Source organism: Candidatus Nitronauta litoralis, from assembly GCA_015698285.1.
Taxonomy (GTDB): Bacteria; Nitrospinota; Nitrospinia; order Nitrospinales; family Nitrospinaceae; genus Nitronauta; species Nitronauta litoralis.
Genome location: CP048685.1, coordinates 475,426 through 492,531 on the forward strand (window position 1 = coordinate 475,426; position 17,106 = coordinate 492,531).

At 49.1% G+C, this 17,106-nt stretch carries 20 protein-coding genes; 15 read left to right on the forward strand and 5 right to left on the reverse strand.

Translation table 11 applies throughout. The features are described 5' to 3' along the window. Positions 1-15: 15 nt before the first annotated feature. The 5 genes from G3M70_02110 to G3M70_02130 form a co-directional block, all read right to left on the reverse strand. Positions 16-210, reverse strand: coding sequence for a DUF2892 domain-containing protein (locus G3M70_02110; GenBank protein QPJ60745.1), 195 nt, complete (start codon positions 208-210; stop codon positions 16-18). A 121-nt stretch (positions 211-331) separates the two neighbouring features. After that, complete coding sequence (locus G3M70_02115; protein QPJ60746.1) at positions 332-727, reverse strand: response regulator; 396 nt, start codon at positions 725-727, stop codon at positions 332-334. A gap of 226 nt (positions 728-953) precedes the next feature. After that, positions 954-1,607: a response regulator transcription factor gene (locus tag G3M70_02120; protein QPJ60747.1), complete on the reverse strand. Its 654-nt coding sequence runs from the start codon at positions 1,605-1,607 to the stop codon at positions 954-956. Between the two features lie 71 nt (positions 1,608-1,678). Then, on the reverse strand, positions 1,679-2,974 hold the full coding sequence (locus G3M70_02125) for a GAF domain-containing sensor histidine kinase (protein QPJ60748.1): 1,296 nt from the start codon (positions 2,972-2,974) through the stop codon (positions 1,679-1,681). A 199-nt stretch (positions 2,975-3,173) separates the two neighbouring features. Continuing rightward, the gene (locus G3M70_02130; protein QPJ60749.1) at positions 3,174-3,419 is read right to left on the reverse strand and encodes a hypothetical protein; all 246 of its coding nucleotides are present in this window, start codon (positions 3,417-3,419) and stop codon (positions 3,174-3,176) included. A 34-nt stretch (positions 3,420-3,453) separates the two neighbouring features. Here G3M70_02130 and G3M70_02135 point away from each other — a divergent pair, with 34 nt between their 5' ends. The 15 genes from G3M70_02135 (at position 3,454) to G3M70_02205 (ending at position 17,087) form a co-directional block, all read left to right on the forward strand. After that, a complete protein-coding gene (locus G3M70_02135; GenBank protein ID QPJ60750.1) occupies positions 3,454-3,897 on the forward strand; it encodes a hypothetical protein in 444 nt (147 codons plus the stop codon). A gap of 65 nt (positions 3,898-3,962) precedes the next feature. Then, on the forward strand, positions 3,963-4,571 hold the full coding sequence (locus G3M70_02140; protein QPJ60751.1) for a hypothetical protein: 609 nt from the start codon (positions 3,963-3,965) through the stop codon (positions 4,569-4,571). A gap of 41 nt (positions 4,572-4,612) precedes the next feature. Further along, positions 4,613-5,254: a hypothetical protein gene (locus G3M70_02145; protein ID QPJ60752.1), complete on the forward strand. Its 642-nt coding sequence runs from the start codon at positions 4,613-4,615 to the stop codon at positions 5,252-5,254. Between the two features lie 73 nt (positions 5,255-5,327). Further along, entirely contained in the window at positions 5,328-5,879 is a 552-nt protein-coding gene (locus tag G3M70_02150; GenBank protein QPJ60753.1) for a hypothetical protein, read from the forward strand. Positions 5,880-5,890: 11 nt separating this feature from the next. Then, the gene (locus G3M70_02155; GenBank protein QPJ60754.1) at positions 5,891-8,743 is read left to right on the forward strand and encodes a hypothetical protein; all 2,853 of its coding nucleotides are present in this window, start codon (positions 5,891-5,893) and stop codon (positions 8,741-8,743) included. 25 nt (positions 8,744-8,768) lie between these two features. Beyond that, a complete protein-coding gene (locus tag G3M70_02160) occupies positions 8,769-9,284 on the forward strand; it encodes a hypothetical protein (protein QPJ60755.1) in 516 nt (171 codons plus the stop codon). Between the two features lie 30 nt (positions 9,285-9,314). Continuing rightward, a complete protein-coding gene (locus G3M70_02165; GenBank protein ID QPJ60756.1) occupies positions 9,315-11,555 on the forward strand; it encodes a hypothetical protein in 2,241 nt (746 codons plus the stop codon). Positions 11,556-11,845: 290 nt separating this feature from the next. After that, entirely contained in the window at positions 11,846-13,249 is a 1,404-nt protein-coding gene (locus tag G3M70_02170) for a GAF domain-containing protein (protein QPJ60757.1), read from the forward strand. 11 nt (positions 13,250-13,260) lie between these two features. Continuing rightward, on the forward strand, positions 13,261-14,304 hold the full coding sequence (locus tag G3M70_02175) for a rod shape-determining protein (protein QPJ60758.1): 1,044 nt from the start codon (positions 13,261-13,263) through the stop codon (positions 14,302-14,304). Between the two features lie 68 nt (positions 14,305-14,372). Next, complete coding sequence (locus G3M70_02180; GenBank protein ID QPJ60759.1) at positions 14,373-14,720, forward strand: hypothetical protein; 348 nt, start codon at positions 14,373-14,375, stop codon at positions 14,718-14,720. Further along, on the forward strand, positions 14,714-15,013 hold the full coding sequence (locus G3M70_02185; protein ID QPJ60760.1) for a (2Fe-2S)-binding protein: 300 nt from the start codon (positions 14,714-14,716) through the stop codon (positions 15,011-15,013). Before G3M70_02180 ends, G3M70_02185 begins: the two co-directional genes overlap by 7 nt. Positions 15,014-15,035: 22 nt before the next feature. Then, positions 15,036-15,503 carry a M67 family metallopeptidase gene (locus G3M70_02190; GenBank protein QPJ60761.1) on the forward strand — a complete coding sequence of 156 codons (468 nt, stop codon included), beginning with the start codon at positions 15,036-15,038 and terminating at the stop codon, positions 15,501-15,503. 153 nt (positions 15,504-15,656) lie between these two features. After that, positions 15,657-15,908, forward strand: coding sequence for a YfhL family 4Fe-4S dicluster ferredoxin (locus G3M70_02195; GenBank protein QPJ60762.1), 252 nt, complete (start codon positions 15,657-15,659; stop codon positions 15,906-15,908). Between the two features lie 358 nt (positions 15,909-16,266). After that, positions 16,267-16,491: a NifU family protein gene (locus tag G3M70_02200; protein QPJ63679.1), complete on the forward strand. Its 225-nt coding sequence runs from the start codon at positions 16,267-16,269 to the stop codon at positions 16,489-16,491. Between the two features lie 29 nt (positions 16,492-16,520). Further along, a complete protein-coding gene (locus G3M70_02205) occupies positions 16,521-17,087 on the forward strand; it encodes a TlpA family protein disulfide reductase (protein ID QPJ60763.1) in 567 nt (188 codons plus the stop codon). Positions 17,088-17,106 lie beyond the last annotated feature (19 nt).

Consider the following 17,106-nt stretch of genomic DNA (forward strand, 5'->3'; position numbering starts at 1 on the left):
GTGGTTCTCCATTAATCAAGTATGGTGAGTGTTGATTTTACAAACTCCATAGAGCGGACAGTTTCCTACTAAACCGGTAGCCAACGGAACGAGACCGATTACAGTTAAAGCAGTCCCAATTGTTCCACCCATAAAAACCCCGCCTCCAATCATCAAAACACCTGCCGTCACTCTTAATATCCTGTCTGTTTGTCCAATGTTCTGTTTCATGATGACCTCCTGTTTTTAATGGTTACTTTTGTAAGGCTTGCCGATCCCTTATCGCCGTGCAACATCCAGATAACAGCATCCAGAAAATGGAGAACCGGAACCGACAAGCCCATCGGCAACCCTACAATCCGATGTCTTTTCCTGTATCCAGGACCTGCTCCACCGTACTGATCAGTTTTTCCTTATTCACTGGCTTGACCAGGTAATCCTTGATTCCTTTTTTCATTAAGGAAGCCGCCAGTTCGCCATCAGGAAAAGCCGTTACCACCACCACTGGAATCCCCGGCGCATTCTTCTTGAGGTAGTCAATACATTCGACACCGTCGACTTTAGGCATCCGAATATCACAAAGAATCAGACCCAGGTTGCTCAGATGATCCCCTTCATGCAAAACCCGAATGGCCTCTTCCCCGTCTTCAGCTTCCAGAATTTGAAATTTCTGTCCTTCCAGTTGTAGCTTCATTGCTTCACGTACATCCTGCTCATCGTCTACGATCATGATTTTTCCTGTTGGCATTGGAACCCCCTTGGTAAAGTTTTATATTTAAGTAATGCTAAAAAGTTTTTTTCAACTGAGATCAGTGTAGAAAAAAACAGCGCTGGGGGTAATCGCTGAAACGACTAAGATCAGGAGGTGGTTTTTCAACAATTTCTGTAACAGAACTACTACAGGAGAGGAGGCAGGAGTGGCCATCGGGATTGGGCTGGAAGGTTATAGGCCAGGGAAATGAGGAGGTAAAAAACTAGGCGATAAGGTGATTGTCGATAGCATAATGAATCACATCGGCATTACTTTTCATATCCATTTTTTGAAGGATACGCCCACGGTAAGTACTGATCGTGTTAATGCTCAGGCAGAGTTCTTCTGCGATGTGTTTCAGTTTTTTCCCACCGGCAATCATGGTGAAGACCTGAAACTCTCGGTCCGTGAGTGTTTCGTGCAGAGGTTTGTCAGAGTCCCGGTTGAGATCCGAAACCAGTTTATCAGCCAGATTGGGTGATACATACTTGCCACCACAGGCAACCTTTCTAATCGCTTCCACCAACTGGTCCGATGCACTCGATTTTCCGAGATAACCTGATGCCCCGGCTTTTAGAAACCGGGTTCCATAATGATCTTCAGGAAATATACTTAATATAATTACAGGCAATTTCGGATAAAGCGCCTTCAACTCAATCAGGGTGTCCAAGCCGTTTTTTTCCGGCATGTCAAAGTCGAGCAGGATTAAATCAAAGTCCTGCTTCCCCACAATATTTAAAACATCATTTCCGTTTTCTGCCTCACCGGTCACAGTCATATCCTGGTGATCCGCAATAATGGTTTTCAACCCTTTGCGCACCACTTCATGATCATCGGCGATCAATATTCGAATTTTATTTTCTTTGGTATTTGCCATTCCTGTTCAAAACCCTATCGTTAAAAAATTCTTCACAAAAATAAAGAACCCTCGTGCTCATTGACAGTCGCCTATCCCGAAGCCAGAGGAATTCGAACCACAACTACCGTTCCCTTCCCTGGCGTGCCAAGGAACTCAGCACGCCCATTATACGGAAGGATTCGCTCCTGGATGCCGATCAGTCCAATGGATTCAAAGTTCGCGACATCCTTTTCGCGGATGCCGATGCCATCATCCTCTATAGAAAAAACCAGCTCACCCTCTTCCAGACGAATTCTCACTTTGACCTGGGTCGCCTTTGCATGGCGGACAACATTTGACACCGCTTCCTGGAAGACCCTGAACAGGGAAACCTGCATCTTCTTATCCATTTCTATGGAATCCTGAAGATCGTCGACATCAAATTTCAGATGGTAGCGGCTTTCATACTCTTTCGCCTGCCAGGCAATTGCTTCGCACAACCCAAAAGCATCCAGGATGGGCGGACGCAGTTCAGTGGCAATGCGCTGAACAGATTGGATTGTTTCGTCAATAACTCCCGTCATGGCGATTGCCCGGGTCTTCAATTTGGACAACTCCTCTGGAAGTTTTTTCCCGATCTGAATACTGTCTATTTTCAACGCAGTCAACGCCTGCCCCAATTGATCATGAACTTCTCTGGCAATTCGAGACTTCTCTTCTTCCCGTATTTCCTGCACCTGGTTTCCCAGTTTACGGAGCTGGTCCCTGGATCGTTTCAGATTTTCATTTGTCGCCTTGAGCTCCGCAGTTCGAGACTCCACCACACTTTCCAACTGGTCCCGATAAGCCGCCAGTTCCAGGTCAACCTGTTTTTTTTGTATCGCTCCCGCAATCAATCCACCGATCGAAAGCAGAACTTCCTGGCTGTTCTGGTACCAGGCTGGATGAATGTTGGAGTAAAGAAAAAGTATCCCAACCAGCTCATTTCCACTTTTCAAGGGAACAATGTAATGACCATGCGGAGTCATGTCATCGTAAGCTCGCTCATGACGCGGATCAGTAAAACAATTTTCGCTCATCAACAAATCACCCGATTCAGCAACCCGACCACATAAACAGTTGCCAAAGGGGACCTCTTTTTCCTTTTCCAGGAACTCGTTCGAAAAATTTCCGAAGGTTGTAAAAAGCCGCAAAACTTTCGCCTCGTTATCCGCAAGAAATATCCCGGCCTTGTTTTCCACTTTCAGGTCCTCAAAATGCGTAATCGCCCGCATGACCTGCTGCAGCATTTCGATCAGATCACCCTTGGTCTGTAAAATCTGAGCCACATTGTGGAGAACCCGGTATTCGCCGGTGATTCTTTCGTCGGAATCCTCTTGGGGGGAGTTATTTCCAATTGATGACATTCCGAATTATCTCCTGACGGTCCGCTAAATGGGTTTCAAGCTTCCTGTATTTCCAACCACCCTGTTCATTTTCTCACAGAATTGTTGGCTCCAAAAGCATTGAGAACAGTGGGACTATATCCAACCCTCATTTATCCCCCCGCAAAGGATAAGCCCAAAGCCTGACTATCCTTGACAATGATTTGGAATACCATAGAATTCAATGCAGTTCGGCAAAAAAACTACCAGTCGTAGTAGACAATTTCCAAGTTGTGGTTGCATTACCACTTTCGGCCTGATGACTACGGGCAGTCAGAATTGAATCAGGCTGGAAAATCCAGTTTCTGAAAACAAATCTAAATTGAGGGAGCGGGTGCATGATTAACCAAACTTTCACCGGGAAAGGTCTATCAGGTTTCAGAGGAGTTTTATCTTCGGCTTTTGCCTTCCTTTGTTTAGCAACCATAAGCACTTCATCTGCTTTGGGTGCGGATACCGTGATGCCTGCCCCCCAGGACACTGTTTCCATAAAATTAAAATGGAACGATCCGCCGGCAAAGGTTCAACTTAAAGATTGGAGATGTACCGGTGACGGACCCAATCTGGATTTCGATGGCACACTTATGGATGAAGTGAAGTCGGTTATTGGACGCATTGCCGATCTGGATGCATCGTTTCCCAATAATCCGGAAGGAATGAAGAACGAGGCGCTAAAAGAAATTGAAAAAGACCAACCAAATTATGGCTGGGCTATCTCTTTTCCGTCCCTCACAGTGGGTCCCTACGATGCCCCGCACGGATCAACCAGAACCTATAAAATCAAAACCTGCTACACCAAAAGTGAAATCAGGCAATACATTGATTTCCAGAAAAAACTACTGGAGCAACTGAAAAACAGTAAAGACCCAGTGGGCGATGCCAAGAGAATGATGACCCAACTTTAATTCCCACTCACTAATAGCGCCTGATTTTAACGCCTGGTGCGAAACATTGAATGTGGAGCAATACCATGTACCCAAAAACAAATAAACTAAAACAAGCTTCAAGTCTCCTGGTCTTCGCCATTACCCTGCCATTACTCTTTTCCTGTTCGATGGCCTTTGGACAAAGCAATTTTGGCAACCCGGAAATGGGTCCCGGCCCAAACAATTCCAACACCGACATTGTTCCGGCTCCCAAAACTGTTTACAACAGAACCCTCAAATTAAAAGACCCGGGTATCTACGTCAAATTGAAAGACTGGTACTGCACCTCAATTCCCTTTAAAGAACGTTTAAAAAAAATCATCGATAAAACAATCGGGGATACCAATCAACTTGGCAGGGCACCAATCCCTTCAGAGATACAAGAACTAAGCAATTTCTCAAGTGATTTGATAGATGAGACAAAAAGAATGGAACAAATGGGCAATCCCCAATATTTCAATCCGCTGCCTGGCAACTTTCAACAATCGGTCCACAAAACCTGCTACACCAAAGCCGAACTGGACCAGATAGAAAAATTTGGCAAGGATTTCGATAAATACCTGGAAGACCAGGGTTATTACCGGGGACAGCCGGATGACCCCACAGGAGAGGCCATGCTTGAATACCGGCGTGCTCTGTATGGTGTCCAATAATATTTTAAAATTTGCTCTTCGTAAGAAAGGAGACCGGCGTTATGAAATTCAATTTAAAAAATTTAATCCAGTCGACTGGTTTAATAGCCCTGGCTCTTTTGTTGATGAGCACAGCGAATCAAGCTATCGCCCAGAGCTCCATGCAGGGTTTTGCAGGAGGCGGAGGAACCTCCGGCGCTAAAGGGAGTCCTAGCGGTTCCGGAAGGAACCTGCTAGGCGGGGCACATCTTTTAAACGCACTTGGCTTAAATGACAAAGTCATTCCTGCCCCCAAGACTTCCGGCAAGTGGCAGTTAAAGTACAACGATCCGGGAATCAACGTAACTTTACTGAACTGGAACTGCCGGGACAACTCCATTTGGAGTGACACTCTCAAGGGCCCAATCAATGGATTTAAACATGTTTGGGGAAAATATGGAAAATCAGCTAAAGCTGCAAAAGGTGCCAAGGAACATTTTGATATTTACCTAAAAACGGTAGAGCAGGATGTTAGGAGGGGAATGAAAAAATCCCCCAAGCACGGCATTTTCAGCCCTCCCTTCGGTAAAACAGAAACCAAAACTGTCCGATACTGTTACACAGATGCCGAGGTAGATCAGTTCATTGCCTATATAAAAGGGATGTTTAAGCACCTTGGCTCCCACAGCGACCCTGTGGCTGAAGTTAAAAGGTTGTTCCCTTAAAAATAGAAATAGCGACAAACCTCATCTTTTAAAAAATAACTGAAAAAACGCACAAACCCATTTGGAGGGTGTGATGGTTGATCAATCGAACACTGTAAAAACCTTTCGTTTGTTTTCCTGGCTGGCCCTGATCCTGGTGTTATTACTGCTAATCACCTCTTCGGCCCAGGCACAGGGCAATATGATGGAAGTGCCCGCCCCCAGGACTCTTGGGAAATTTAATTTACTACAAGGTTCTCCACCTATCTGGGTCAAACTCCAGGGCTGGTATTGCCTTAACGAGTCGTTAGCAACATTTATTGGACAAGAATTAGACTCTTATATAACTGGTATGGGCGGAAAAAAGGATTTAAAGTTTGAGCGTGCTACGGCCAAAGTTGCCTTTGAAAACCTGGAAGGAGATTACGCACTTAAAAACTTTGAACATGCCAAAGACCCGAAATACGGTCAATTCAACCCCTCTCCCGGCATGACGATCTATAAGTCGGTCAAACACTGCTACACAAGGGATCAACTCGTCAAATGGAATGAGTTAATAAAAAGATTGGCTCAACAGATGGTAAATTCTCCGGATCCAGTTAAAGAAGCCAAACGCCTGCTTCCCAATTTTTCGAACGGCAAATAACCGAATATTTAATGACCCGATCGCAAAACAAACAGTTTCGCAGAAAAAAAAATAAAAGCCGCCCACGTTGGATCCAGGTGCTGCTTTATAGCGTTCCCGTTTTGTTGATTTTTGCGATGCCAGCCTATTCCGCACCACCCAAAGTAACTCACAATCCTCCCTTATCTGGTTCCTCTGCTAACAAAACTTTTGGTGTCTCAGATTTCACCCCGCCGCAACCAGCAGATGGACACACAGTCAATATTCAGGTTTCGCGGGAAGAAAGAGTGGGCAGTGAATCCGGTGGTGGCATTGCCGTTGGCAGCAAACCCAGGGAGTACCCGGCAACTGACTTCATCCCTCCACAACCAGCAGATGGACACACGGTCAATATTCAGGTTTCGCGGGAAGAAAGAGTGGGCAGTGAATCCGGTGGTGGCATCGTGGTTGGTGGCAATCCCAAAGAGTACCCGGCAACTGATTTCATCCCCCCGCAACCAGCAGATGGACACACGGTCAATATTCAGGTTTCACGGGAAGAAAGAGTGGGCAGTGAATCCGGTGGTGGCATTGCCGTTGGCGGCAAACCCAGGGAGTACCCGGCAACTGATTTCATCCCTCCACAACCAGCAGATGGACACACAGTCAATATTCAGGTTTCGCGGGAAGAAAAAGTGGGCAGTGAATCCGGTGGTGGCATCGTGGTTGGTGGCAATCCCAAAGAGTACCCGGCAACTGATTTCATTCCTCCACAACCGGCAGACGGTCATACCGTAAAAATCCAGGTTTCTCGTAACGGAGGAACAGTCAATGAATCTGGCGGCGGCATCGCTGTCGGTGGTGGCAACGTCGCTGGCATCCCCAAACCCCCGGCAGGACACGAACTCACCATCAACGTCTCACGGGAAAATAAACCGGGTAGCAGCCCCGGTGGTGGGGGCATTGCGGTCGGAGGGGGCAATGTAGCGGGCATTCCAAAACCTCCCGCAGGTCATGAACTCACCATCAACGTCTCACGGGAAAACAAACCGGGTAGCAGCCCCGGTGGTGGGGGCATTGCGGTTGGAGGGGGCAATGTAGCGGGCATTCCAAAACCTCCCGCAGGACACGAACTCACCATCAACGTCTCACGTGAAAACAAACCGGGCAGCGGTGTTCCCGGGGGTGGAGGAATAGCAATCGGCGGAGGCGAAGGCGGACTCAAACCACCCGCGCTTCCTTCCGATGGACATTCAGTAACTATTACAGTCACCCGTGAAAAAGATACAGGTATTGGCGGTGGAACAGGCGGCGGGATTGCGGTAGGTGGAGGAAAAGGTGGAATCAAACCGCCAACACTCCCTTCTGATGGACATTCAGTAACGATCACAGTCGCTCGCGAAAAAGGTACAGGGATTGGCGGAAAAAGCGGAGGAGGTATTATTGTCGGTGGTGGTATTCCAGGGGGTGGCATAACCCCACAAGGTGGAGGCAGCGTTCCGGGTATCCCTGAACCACCAACTGCCAAAGACGGTCATGAAGTCGCAATAACTGTGGGACGAGACAAGCCTCCGGCTGGTGTTGGGACTCAACCAGGTGTCGCCCTGACGGGGGAAGGCCTTCTTGTTCCACCAGCTGCCAAAGACGGTCATGAAGTCGCAATAACTGTGGGACGAGACAAGCCTCCGGCTGGTGTTGGGACTCAGCCAGGTGTCGCCCTGACGGGGGAAGGCCTTCTCGTTCCACCAACTGCAAAAGACGGTCATGAAGTCGCAATAACTGTGGGACGTGACAAGCCTCCGGCTGGTGTTGGGACTCAGCCAGGTGTCGCCCTGACAGGGGAAGGCCTTCTTGTTCCACCAACTGCGAAAGACGGTCATAAAGTAACAATAACTGTGGGACGAGATAAAGCTCCTGGAGGGGTTGCGGGACAACCGGGTGTTGCCATAACCGGAAATGGCGTGCTGACCCCTCCTACTGCCAAAGACGGTCATGACGTCACAATAACTGTGGGACGCGATAAGCCTCCTGCCGGTATTCCCGGTGGTGGTGGAGGTGGTATTGCCGTCGGAGGTGGCGAAGGTGGAATCAAACCGCCAACCCTCCCTTCTGATGGACATTCAGTAAAAATTACTGTGGCTCGCGAAAAGGGTACAGGGACTGGGGTTCCAGGGGGAGGCGGAGGCATCGCTGTCGGTGGAGGTGAAGGACAGATTCAACCACCTAAACTTCCCGGAGAAGGCCATTCCGTTACGATTACCGTTTCACGTGAAAAGGAATCCGGTACCGGAATTCCAGGTGGGAGCGGAGGCACTGTGGTCGGCGGAGGCACCGCAGTCGGTGGCGGCACTAAACCACCGAGCGATGAAGGTGGCTCTGTTTTTTACAACGGAGAATGGGTGAGTTTTCTTTTGGAACAGGTCTTCAACATTACTGGAAACAATCCGGTCGATCCACGCAATCCGTTGAACCGGGAAGGTGATGATGTTATCGAGGAACCGGGCATCATAATCGGTGTTGATGGCACTCCACCTGTAACACCCCAAAGGGGTGGCAGCGCACCCGTCGTAGTGGGTGGAGGCGGTGGGTTAGTGCCTGCCGTCCTGACAAACATCGCGGTTGCCGCCAATTGCGATGTCAATGCAGGAGCCGGAACCAGCACACTCAGTCTGAACGGGACCGCTTTTTGTACTGTAACGGGAGCGGCACCTGTCTTCGCTGGAGGCAATACCAACCAGACCTGTGTTCAGGGAACCACGATCACTTTGACACTGAGTTGCACGGCAACCAACTGCCAGTTGAACCTTGGGGCGGTATCCCCTCCAGGCCTGGCGTTTACCGGTATTAACCCCGGGATCAATGGCCCATTTACAGGGGTGACCAACTTTACCGGCACCTGTCCATAAAGTCAGCGTGCCTGGAGAGCAAGGAATGTCAGGGAAACGGGTAACATTCATAACAGGAGTTTGCTTCCTATGCAGTGCACTTTGGTGCTTTGCTCCGGAAGCAAAAGCTTCAGAATTTCGCCTGCTCAATCCCATCCGCACTCCTGCAAACTCGCTGCCAAAGGGCGCTGAGGCAGTAGACCAGATCAGGCCTGTGGACCGCGATCTGGTTCGCCTGATTATGAAGAAACTGTTTTCAGCCTGGAACGGACCCGACCTGACAAAATTATTGAGTGAAACCTTTTTTGACCGGCTACGTCTCGAATTTAAAATGACGGAAATTCCGCGCGATGCGAAGCTCCGACTACTGGGCCTGCAGGGAATGCAAACCCTCAATCAACACATCATGGAAAATCCTAAAACAGGGAAGAAGCAGGTGGTCAGCCGGGTTTCAGTAACCGCAAGAACGCAAATCGAATTCAATGATCTTCAGCTTGGTTTCCAGCGAATACCTGGAACGAATGAATACGTTTTACAAGTCAAACAAAACCTGAATCCTTAACGGACAACAGTGTTCAAATTGCCAAATTCAATGAGTATTTTGCAAAATAAATATTTACAGGTCTCCAGAGTATTGTCGCTGATTGCGGCAGGTTTTTTCCTGTCCGCAGTATTCAACCTGGCCCATGCGCAGGACCCGGTCGACCTGTACCAGATGGCAAAAGATGTTGCAGCTCCCTGGCATATCCATGGCAAGAACACGGCCAGTTATGAGCATTACATAGTCGACGGCAATCAGGCAGCCAGTCCTTTCCGTTTTGACGATGAGCAGATCTTCGATGAGTTCAATATCAATCTGGATCGTCGAATCTCTCCCTATGAACGCTGGCAGGGTCAGATTTTTGGAGTGCTCAATGGGTCCAGCTATCGCAGTAATGAAGGAGGCTTTGTTCCGGAACGGCTGAGCCTGTTCAGAGAAAAAGGAGATTCCGCCCTCCCCCACCGGGCACAGGTCGGCGACTACTTTGGCTTTTTCAGTTTCCGCACCCTGCAAAGTTCGCTTAAAGGCGCCCAGGTGGAGTTGCAACCGGCACCGAATCATTCCATCCAGATTTTTTCAGGAGCCCGGCAATCCTCCTGGAGACGCATGCAGTTGTCCGACAATTACAACAACGGCGCCTCCTATCTTTTCCAATCCGAGACTGTTGGAAGATGGGGACTGAATTTTGTTCACAACTACCGCCAGGGAAACAACCAGCTCGGAACACTGGACCGCAGTCAGGCAGTCTTCAGTCTTGCGGGTGAGAAAAAGTGGCTGCTCGGATCGCAAAATATCAATACTGAGCTGGAAGTTGCCGGATTCTCAGGAGACCACAATGGAATTGCAGGGGCCGCATCCGGTCAGGATCAAAGCGACGCGGGGGTGTTCTTTCAATTGTCGGGAAATAGCGAATCACCGCTGACTTATCGGGTCCGTTATGAAAGATACGGCCAGGACTTTCGTCCGGCAGGGGCAGTCGTGACCCCTGACCGGCAAACGGTTGAAGGACACACAGGCTGGCGATTTGATTCGGGCCTGCAAGCAAGGTTCCGCATCCAGCAATTTGTGACAGCGCTGGAAACGGCCAATTCAAACACCACCCGTACTTTTGGGTTATCAATCAACGGACCGATTTTCCGCCGATGGTTGAGCAACCTGACCACCAACCTGAATGCTTTCATCCAGGATGTCGATAATGAAACGGGATCGGTGGATCAGACCATCCAGACCATCAACCTTGATCTTTCAAAACCATTGGTAGCGGGTTGGAACGGACGATTCAATTTCTTCTGGCAAAAATCCAATGACCATGTGGGCCCTGCCAATACCGAAACCAAAGTAGTGACGGTCAGCGCCGATCATCCCATCAACCTGTGGGGATGGGAAGGATCGATCACCCCCGGGATCGCAATGCGGGAAATTCATGTCCCGCAAGGTAGCGGCAGCACGGATGTCATCCCCACCCTGGCCGCGGTTCTGGAAAATGGACGGCATCATCTCGGTTTCAATAGCGAGTTCCGCAACCAGAACCGGCACCCAATTGTCCAGGCCGACATCAACACGTTTACTTTTAATGCGGATTACCGGTACCGGATGGAGCAACACACTCTGGGCCTTGAAGTGACCAATATCAACCGGGACCCAACTATAGGACAAAGCACTGATTCTGTTCGGGTTGGCGCTTTCTGGACCTGGTTTTTTGACAAACCCGCCCGTGTGGCAGCGCGCCCTTCATCGCAAATTTCAAGGCCGGGAGCACCGGAACCCTCTACCGGGTTTACGGGCGACGAGTTGACCTTTGCCGATCTATCACCGGGTCTGAACTTCAAGGAAGCTTCCCGCCGGGTTCGTATCTCAGGAATGGGGAGCCCGACACCTCAAGACCCCTACCAGGTTTACGAAGTCCGATGGTTTAAAAACATAGACCAGCGTCAGCGTCTGGTACTGGAAAACAGGCGGGGCAAAGTAGCCCGATCCGGCCTGGTCGTCGAGTTCCAGGATATCGGGAATGTCGACACCTTCCGGCAAACGTTTAAACAGATCCAGGAAGCACTGCTGGCACGTTACGGAAGGTTCACCTCGTTCTTCGAAAAAGGACAATTCACAGCGAACCTGATGCAGGATATCAACAACGATGTGTTGATCCGGATTTACGAATGGGAAACCCCGGATGGGGTCATCCGTCTCGGAATTCCACGTCGTCTGGACCGGCAGGTCAGGATCGAAATCCAGTTCGCCTCCTCGTTTCCTTCGGTGCAGGACACACTGTGGTCCTTCCGCGCAATTCGCTGATTTTGCCTGAATATCCTTCCCCTGGTCCGCCGACTTCTTAACCCGCATCTTCCAGGCCCCCGACACTTAAAATCCTTGAATTATAAACAATTGACACGACCCTTGGGTGAAGATACTATGAGTCGTCGAAGGACGTATTTCCCGATTCGGGAGGTATTCGATAACAGTCCTACCCCCTCGAAATCACCTCCTGGTTCAACCGCCTGATATCAACTGGTATCTACCAACGCTTAACCTGCCCGATTGGGCACTCTTCTTATTTCCGAATCCCTCTTTCGGTTTCCACCACGATGACTTCACAAAATGTATTATCCCGTCTTATCGAGCTGACCTGCAATGTCAGCGATGCTTTCACGACAGCACTTTATGTTGCCCAGTCGGACCAGAGAACGCTGGCCTTGCGCGAGCACTGGTCCATGAGCCCCAACATCAACGAGGAATCGGTCGTGTCCATTGGACAAGGCCCAATAGGCCAGGTAGCAAAAGACAAACGCGCCTGGCATGTGGAGTTTACAGAAGGAGAAATCCCCCAGCTCCCGCAATACTTGCAAACAGAAGAAGTCAAGGGGGTGCTGGCTGTCCCTGTAGTTGCACAGGGTCTTGAAGGTGTTCTTGTTATCGACACCAAAGAACAATTCGGATTTTCTACCAAACAACAGAAAATCATCAAAAGCATTGCCGAACAAATGGCCTGGCACCTGAGTCGTGAACGATCCTCACTCGGACCTTCCGATGAAACAGCACTAAAAAACTTTTCGGAAGTAGTGGAATGGTGCCGAACCCTCTCTGAAGTGGAAGACCGAGCCGCGCTTTCTGACCGGCTGGTGCAGGTTCCGGAGACTGTTTCAAACTGTGATGCTGTGGCCGTGATCTGGTTCAATGGAGAGGAAGGCCGCGTCCAGAGGTTCCGGGGTTGGGAACAGGAATTGCGCGCCTTTCGAGTTGAACCTGGCAAAGGATTCGCCGGGTCCTCTGCTAAGAACTGCAAACCCTTTCTGATGCGCAGCACCAGCGACCGCAAGGTAGTGGTTTTTTCTGAAAAAGAAGAACACGAGCCGATGGGGTCGCTGCTATCGGTACCAATTCTCATACGCGACCAACTGCACGGCCTGATCGTTGTTGGCACTCATGAGCCTTACGGGCTTTCCGCCAAAGATCAGAATATATGGACACTCATCGCCGCATTTTCTGCCAATGCATTAAAGTGCGCGGAAATTCAGACCCAGTGGGAATATGATAAAAATCTCTGTCAGGTAACAGGCATTCCAAATCATCGTTTCCTTTCCACCTATCTTGAAGCGGTGGAAACTGAAATTTTTCGAGAAGGTCGATCAGTCCACATCCTGACCGCGCTGATGAAAAATCTACACGTTATCTACAGCCGATATGGAGTCGAGACGGGTGACCTTTTTTTAAAACAAGTGATTTCGATTCTGGCGCAAGCCGTTTCCAGTCCAAAATATATTTTCAAATACACCGAATCTTCTGTAGTCATGGTATTGATGGACATAGACTCTGAAGAGGCACGGGGCCTGCGTACACGTCTCCGGCAGATTTTCACGCAAGAACCCTTTATGATCGAAAACGAACCCATGGAAGCCCAGGTCAGCCTTGGGTTGTCATTTCACCCTGCAGATGGTGACAACCTTGACAGCCTGATCGGTATTTCACTGGCACGCGCCACCAGCAACTGAAGGTCCTTTTTATGTTTGGCAGACTTTTCAAAAATTTTAAGAACCTCTTTAACTCCGATGTGGCAATGGACCTCGGAACAGCCAACACCCTGGTTTATGTGAAAAATGGCGGCATCGTCCTGGATGAACCCTCTGTAGTTGCTATCAGCACGAATGGGAATGGGAAAGGCCACGTGGAAGCGGTGGGACTGGAAGCAAAAAGAATGTTTGGACGCACCCACGCAGGACTGGAAACGATCCGTCCTATGAAAGACGGTGTGATCGCCGATTTCAACATGACCAATAGCATGATCACCACCTTCATCAACAAGGTGATGAGCCAATATTGGTTTCTCCGGCCTCGCATGGTGGTGGGTGTGCCCACCTGTATTACGCAAGTTGAGAAAAAAGCGGTTATTGATGCAGCAAAACTGGCGCGGGTTCGGGAAGTTTACCTGATAGAAGAACCGATGGCTGCCGCCATTGGAGTGGGCATTCCTGTCCACAAAGCTGAAGGCAATCTGGTGATCGATATTGGAGGAGGTACCACCGACGTTGCTGTCACAGCTCTTTCCGCTATTGCCTATGGTGAATCGATCCGCATTGCAGGTGACGAAATGGACGAAGCGATAGTTCGCTATATTCGTCTGAAACATCATATGAATATAGGCATTTTTGAAGCGGAACGAGTGAAGATCGAGATCGGCTCCGCCTATCCACTTGAGGAAGAGCAGACCACTGAAGTTAAAGGTATGAATATCAAAACCGGAGTCCCGACTTCTATAATAGTGAATGATACGGAGATTCGTGAAGCCATGCGGGAGCCAGTCGCCAGTATCGTATCGGTCGTGATGCGGGCTCTGGAAAAAACCCCGCCGGAACTTTCCTCCGATATCCACTCAAATGGACTTTATCTCACCGGTGGCGGCGCCCTGATCCGGGGTCTGGATAAATTGATTGAGGAACGGACCGGGTTGCGGACCTATGTTCCCGACCAGCCATTGCTCAGTATCGTCAAGGGAGCCGGCGCGGTGCTCGATAACTTCTCGGAAATGCGAAAAGTCTGTATCAATTGAACCACGCTTTGGGTTAAAATCAGCCTCGTCAAATAATGCTATTTTGAAAACCTGTTCCTGCTTTCGTTATGCGTGAGGAATCCCAGGCCCGACCCAATCAAGCAACTTGTAATGAATGCGGAAAGCCCGTGCTTGAGCGTCCTACTTTTGTGGAATACGAAGGCGAAGAAATTTTCCTCTTCGATCCGATTATTTGCTCAACCTGCCTTCTTGAGTTGTGTCGACGCCACTCGGTTGTTTGCGCCAATTGTGGCGGCAAAATTCCTCCATACTCAATGGTCGGCGTCTTGAAAGCAGACAACGGGGAACGGCAGTTTGTTCACATGACGACCCGGTGCACCAGCGTAGGCAGTGCCTTCCACGGTTATCTTGGAAAAGGTGCCTTGGGTCAATTCGTCCAGGTGGAAGCATGCTAGAAATACTGTTTGAAAATGTAAAAAGAAAAGTTCAGGTAGAACCCGGCACCAACCTCAGGGAAGCAGCCATTGCGAACAAAATCAGTTTGTATTCCCATGTCTTCAAACTGCTCAACTGCAGGGGGCGAGGTTTATGCAATAGTTGTCGCGTGGAAATCGTTTCCGGCAATGCCGGTGAACGAAATGAGGTTGAAGACAACAATCTGAAGAAAGCGTTGAAGAAGAACCCAAACCTCAGGCTTGCTTGCCAGATCAAGGTTGAAGACAACCTGGTTGTCCGCTCCCAGGTCTGATTAAGGTAAAAAGGATTTTCTCGTGTTCCGCATTATCTCCGATCACCTTGATGAAATGCACGATCATGCCCTCGAGGATTACCCTTTTGAATGTTGCGGGATCGTCATCGGCAACGCCGAAAATAGTACCTCGGACAAGCTGTTCCGCTGCACCAACATTCAGAACAAACTGCACAAAATGGATCCCAAAACCCATTCCCGGGATGCCCGGACTGCCTATTTCATAGATGAGAAAGAGCTTCTCCATATCACGCGGGAAGCGTATGACCAGGGCCTGGTTATCAAACTCTTTTACCATTCCCACCCGGAACACGACGCCTATTTTTCAGAGGAAGATATCCGGCGAGCCTTGTTTTTTGACGAACCGGCTTACCCGGACGCACGGTATCTCGTGATTTCGGTGTATAATAAATCGATCAAAGAACAGGCCCTGTTTGAATGGAACCATGCTTCTAAAACCTTCGAACAGGTCCCTGTAGAAACAATCTAAGAGAGCCTCTCAAATTTCGATGTCTTCTTCCGGCAACTTGCCCACCTTATTAAATCAAAGATGGCTCGTAGCCAGAAAACAATTTGCAGAGGTGCCCTTAATTCCAAATAATCCGTCAACAGGTCCTTAGCTTGTTGCCTGGAGGAGATAGTCATGGCCTTAATGATTACTGAAGACTGTGTGAACTGCGGCGTTTGTGAACCGGAGTGCCCCAATGAAGCGATCTTCGAAGGGGACGAAATCTACTACATCGACTGGGAAAAATGCACCGAATGCATCGGCTGGTATGAAGACCCGCAATGTGTCGAAGTGTGCCCGGTAGATTGTATTCCGAAAGACCCGGAACACGTCGAAACAGAAGAAGAACTGCTCGAGAAAAAGAAAAACCTGGTTGGCGAAGACTGATCGGAATAGACTAGAGACCCTTTAAAAAACCTCTAGTAATTCGATATTTTACATTTCGGCAACTCGCCCCCTTTTAAAAGGGACCTTTGTATAAGTAGAAACGCAAAGACGAGATTCGGAGTTTATCCTGAACCTTTCGAGGGGCTTTGTCAGAATGACATGCTGTTGATTTAATGCGTCACATTCAAGAACGCGAGTAGCGGTTCTTGAAAAAGAGAGCCTGTCCTGAGCCCGCCGAAGTTAAGGGAAATCCCCTTATTGTCTGCCTTATAATGAACACTTATGCAAAGCTTTCTTTAAAAAAAAGGTGGCTCGCGGCCAGAATTAATTTTTTGAGGTGTCCTGTATGGATGAAGAAATGCGAGATGAGGTGGAATCCGTTTTGGAGACCCTTCGACCTACCCTGATGGCCGACGGCGGGAATGTCGAGTTGATTGACATTGAAGATGGGGTGGTTAAATTGAAAATGGTCGGTGCCTGCAGTTCCTGTTCCAGCTCAGCTATGACCCTCAAGATGGGTATAGAACGGGCCTTGAAAAAGGCCATTCCCATGGTACGCTGTATAGAAGCTGTTGATGAATAGTTTCTCTCGTCCTTCTTGAGTGAGTGAATATGATTGACGCAAATTGTTCCACCTCCATACCTGATCCTGCTGTTAAAACAAGACGCCCAAACCGCTGGGTTCTTTCCTGCTTCATTCTGGTATTTTGTCTAATAGCCGGTGGTTTTAAGTCGGCCCATGCTGGAGCCGGTGCCAAACCTGCGCCGCGTTTTGTTCTTCCTTCCTTATATGGAGATCCCGTTCGTCTGGATGATTTTAGAGGACGCTATGTGTTGCTCAATTTCTGGGCCACCTGGTGCGGCCCCTGTAAGGTGGAAATGCCTTCGCTTGAAACCCTGTATCGCAAATTTCAGGCAAGCAAACTGGCAGTGGTGGGTGTATCCAACGATATGTTCGGAGCTCAAGTGGTAAAACCCTATGTTGAATCACAAGGCCTGACCTTTCCCGTCCTGCTCGACCCCGGTTCGGATGTCAGCAATTCCTTCCATGTGCTTTCATTACCTTCGACTTACCTGATCGATCCAGATGGCAATATCATCGGTGAACAAAGCGGAGCAGAAAACTGGTCCTCCCCGGAAACACTCCAGTATTTTGAAAATCTACTCAAACAACACTAACTTTAAGCGCTCCCAAAGC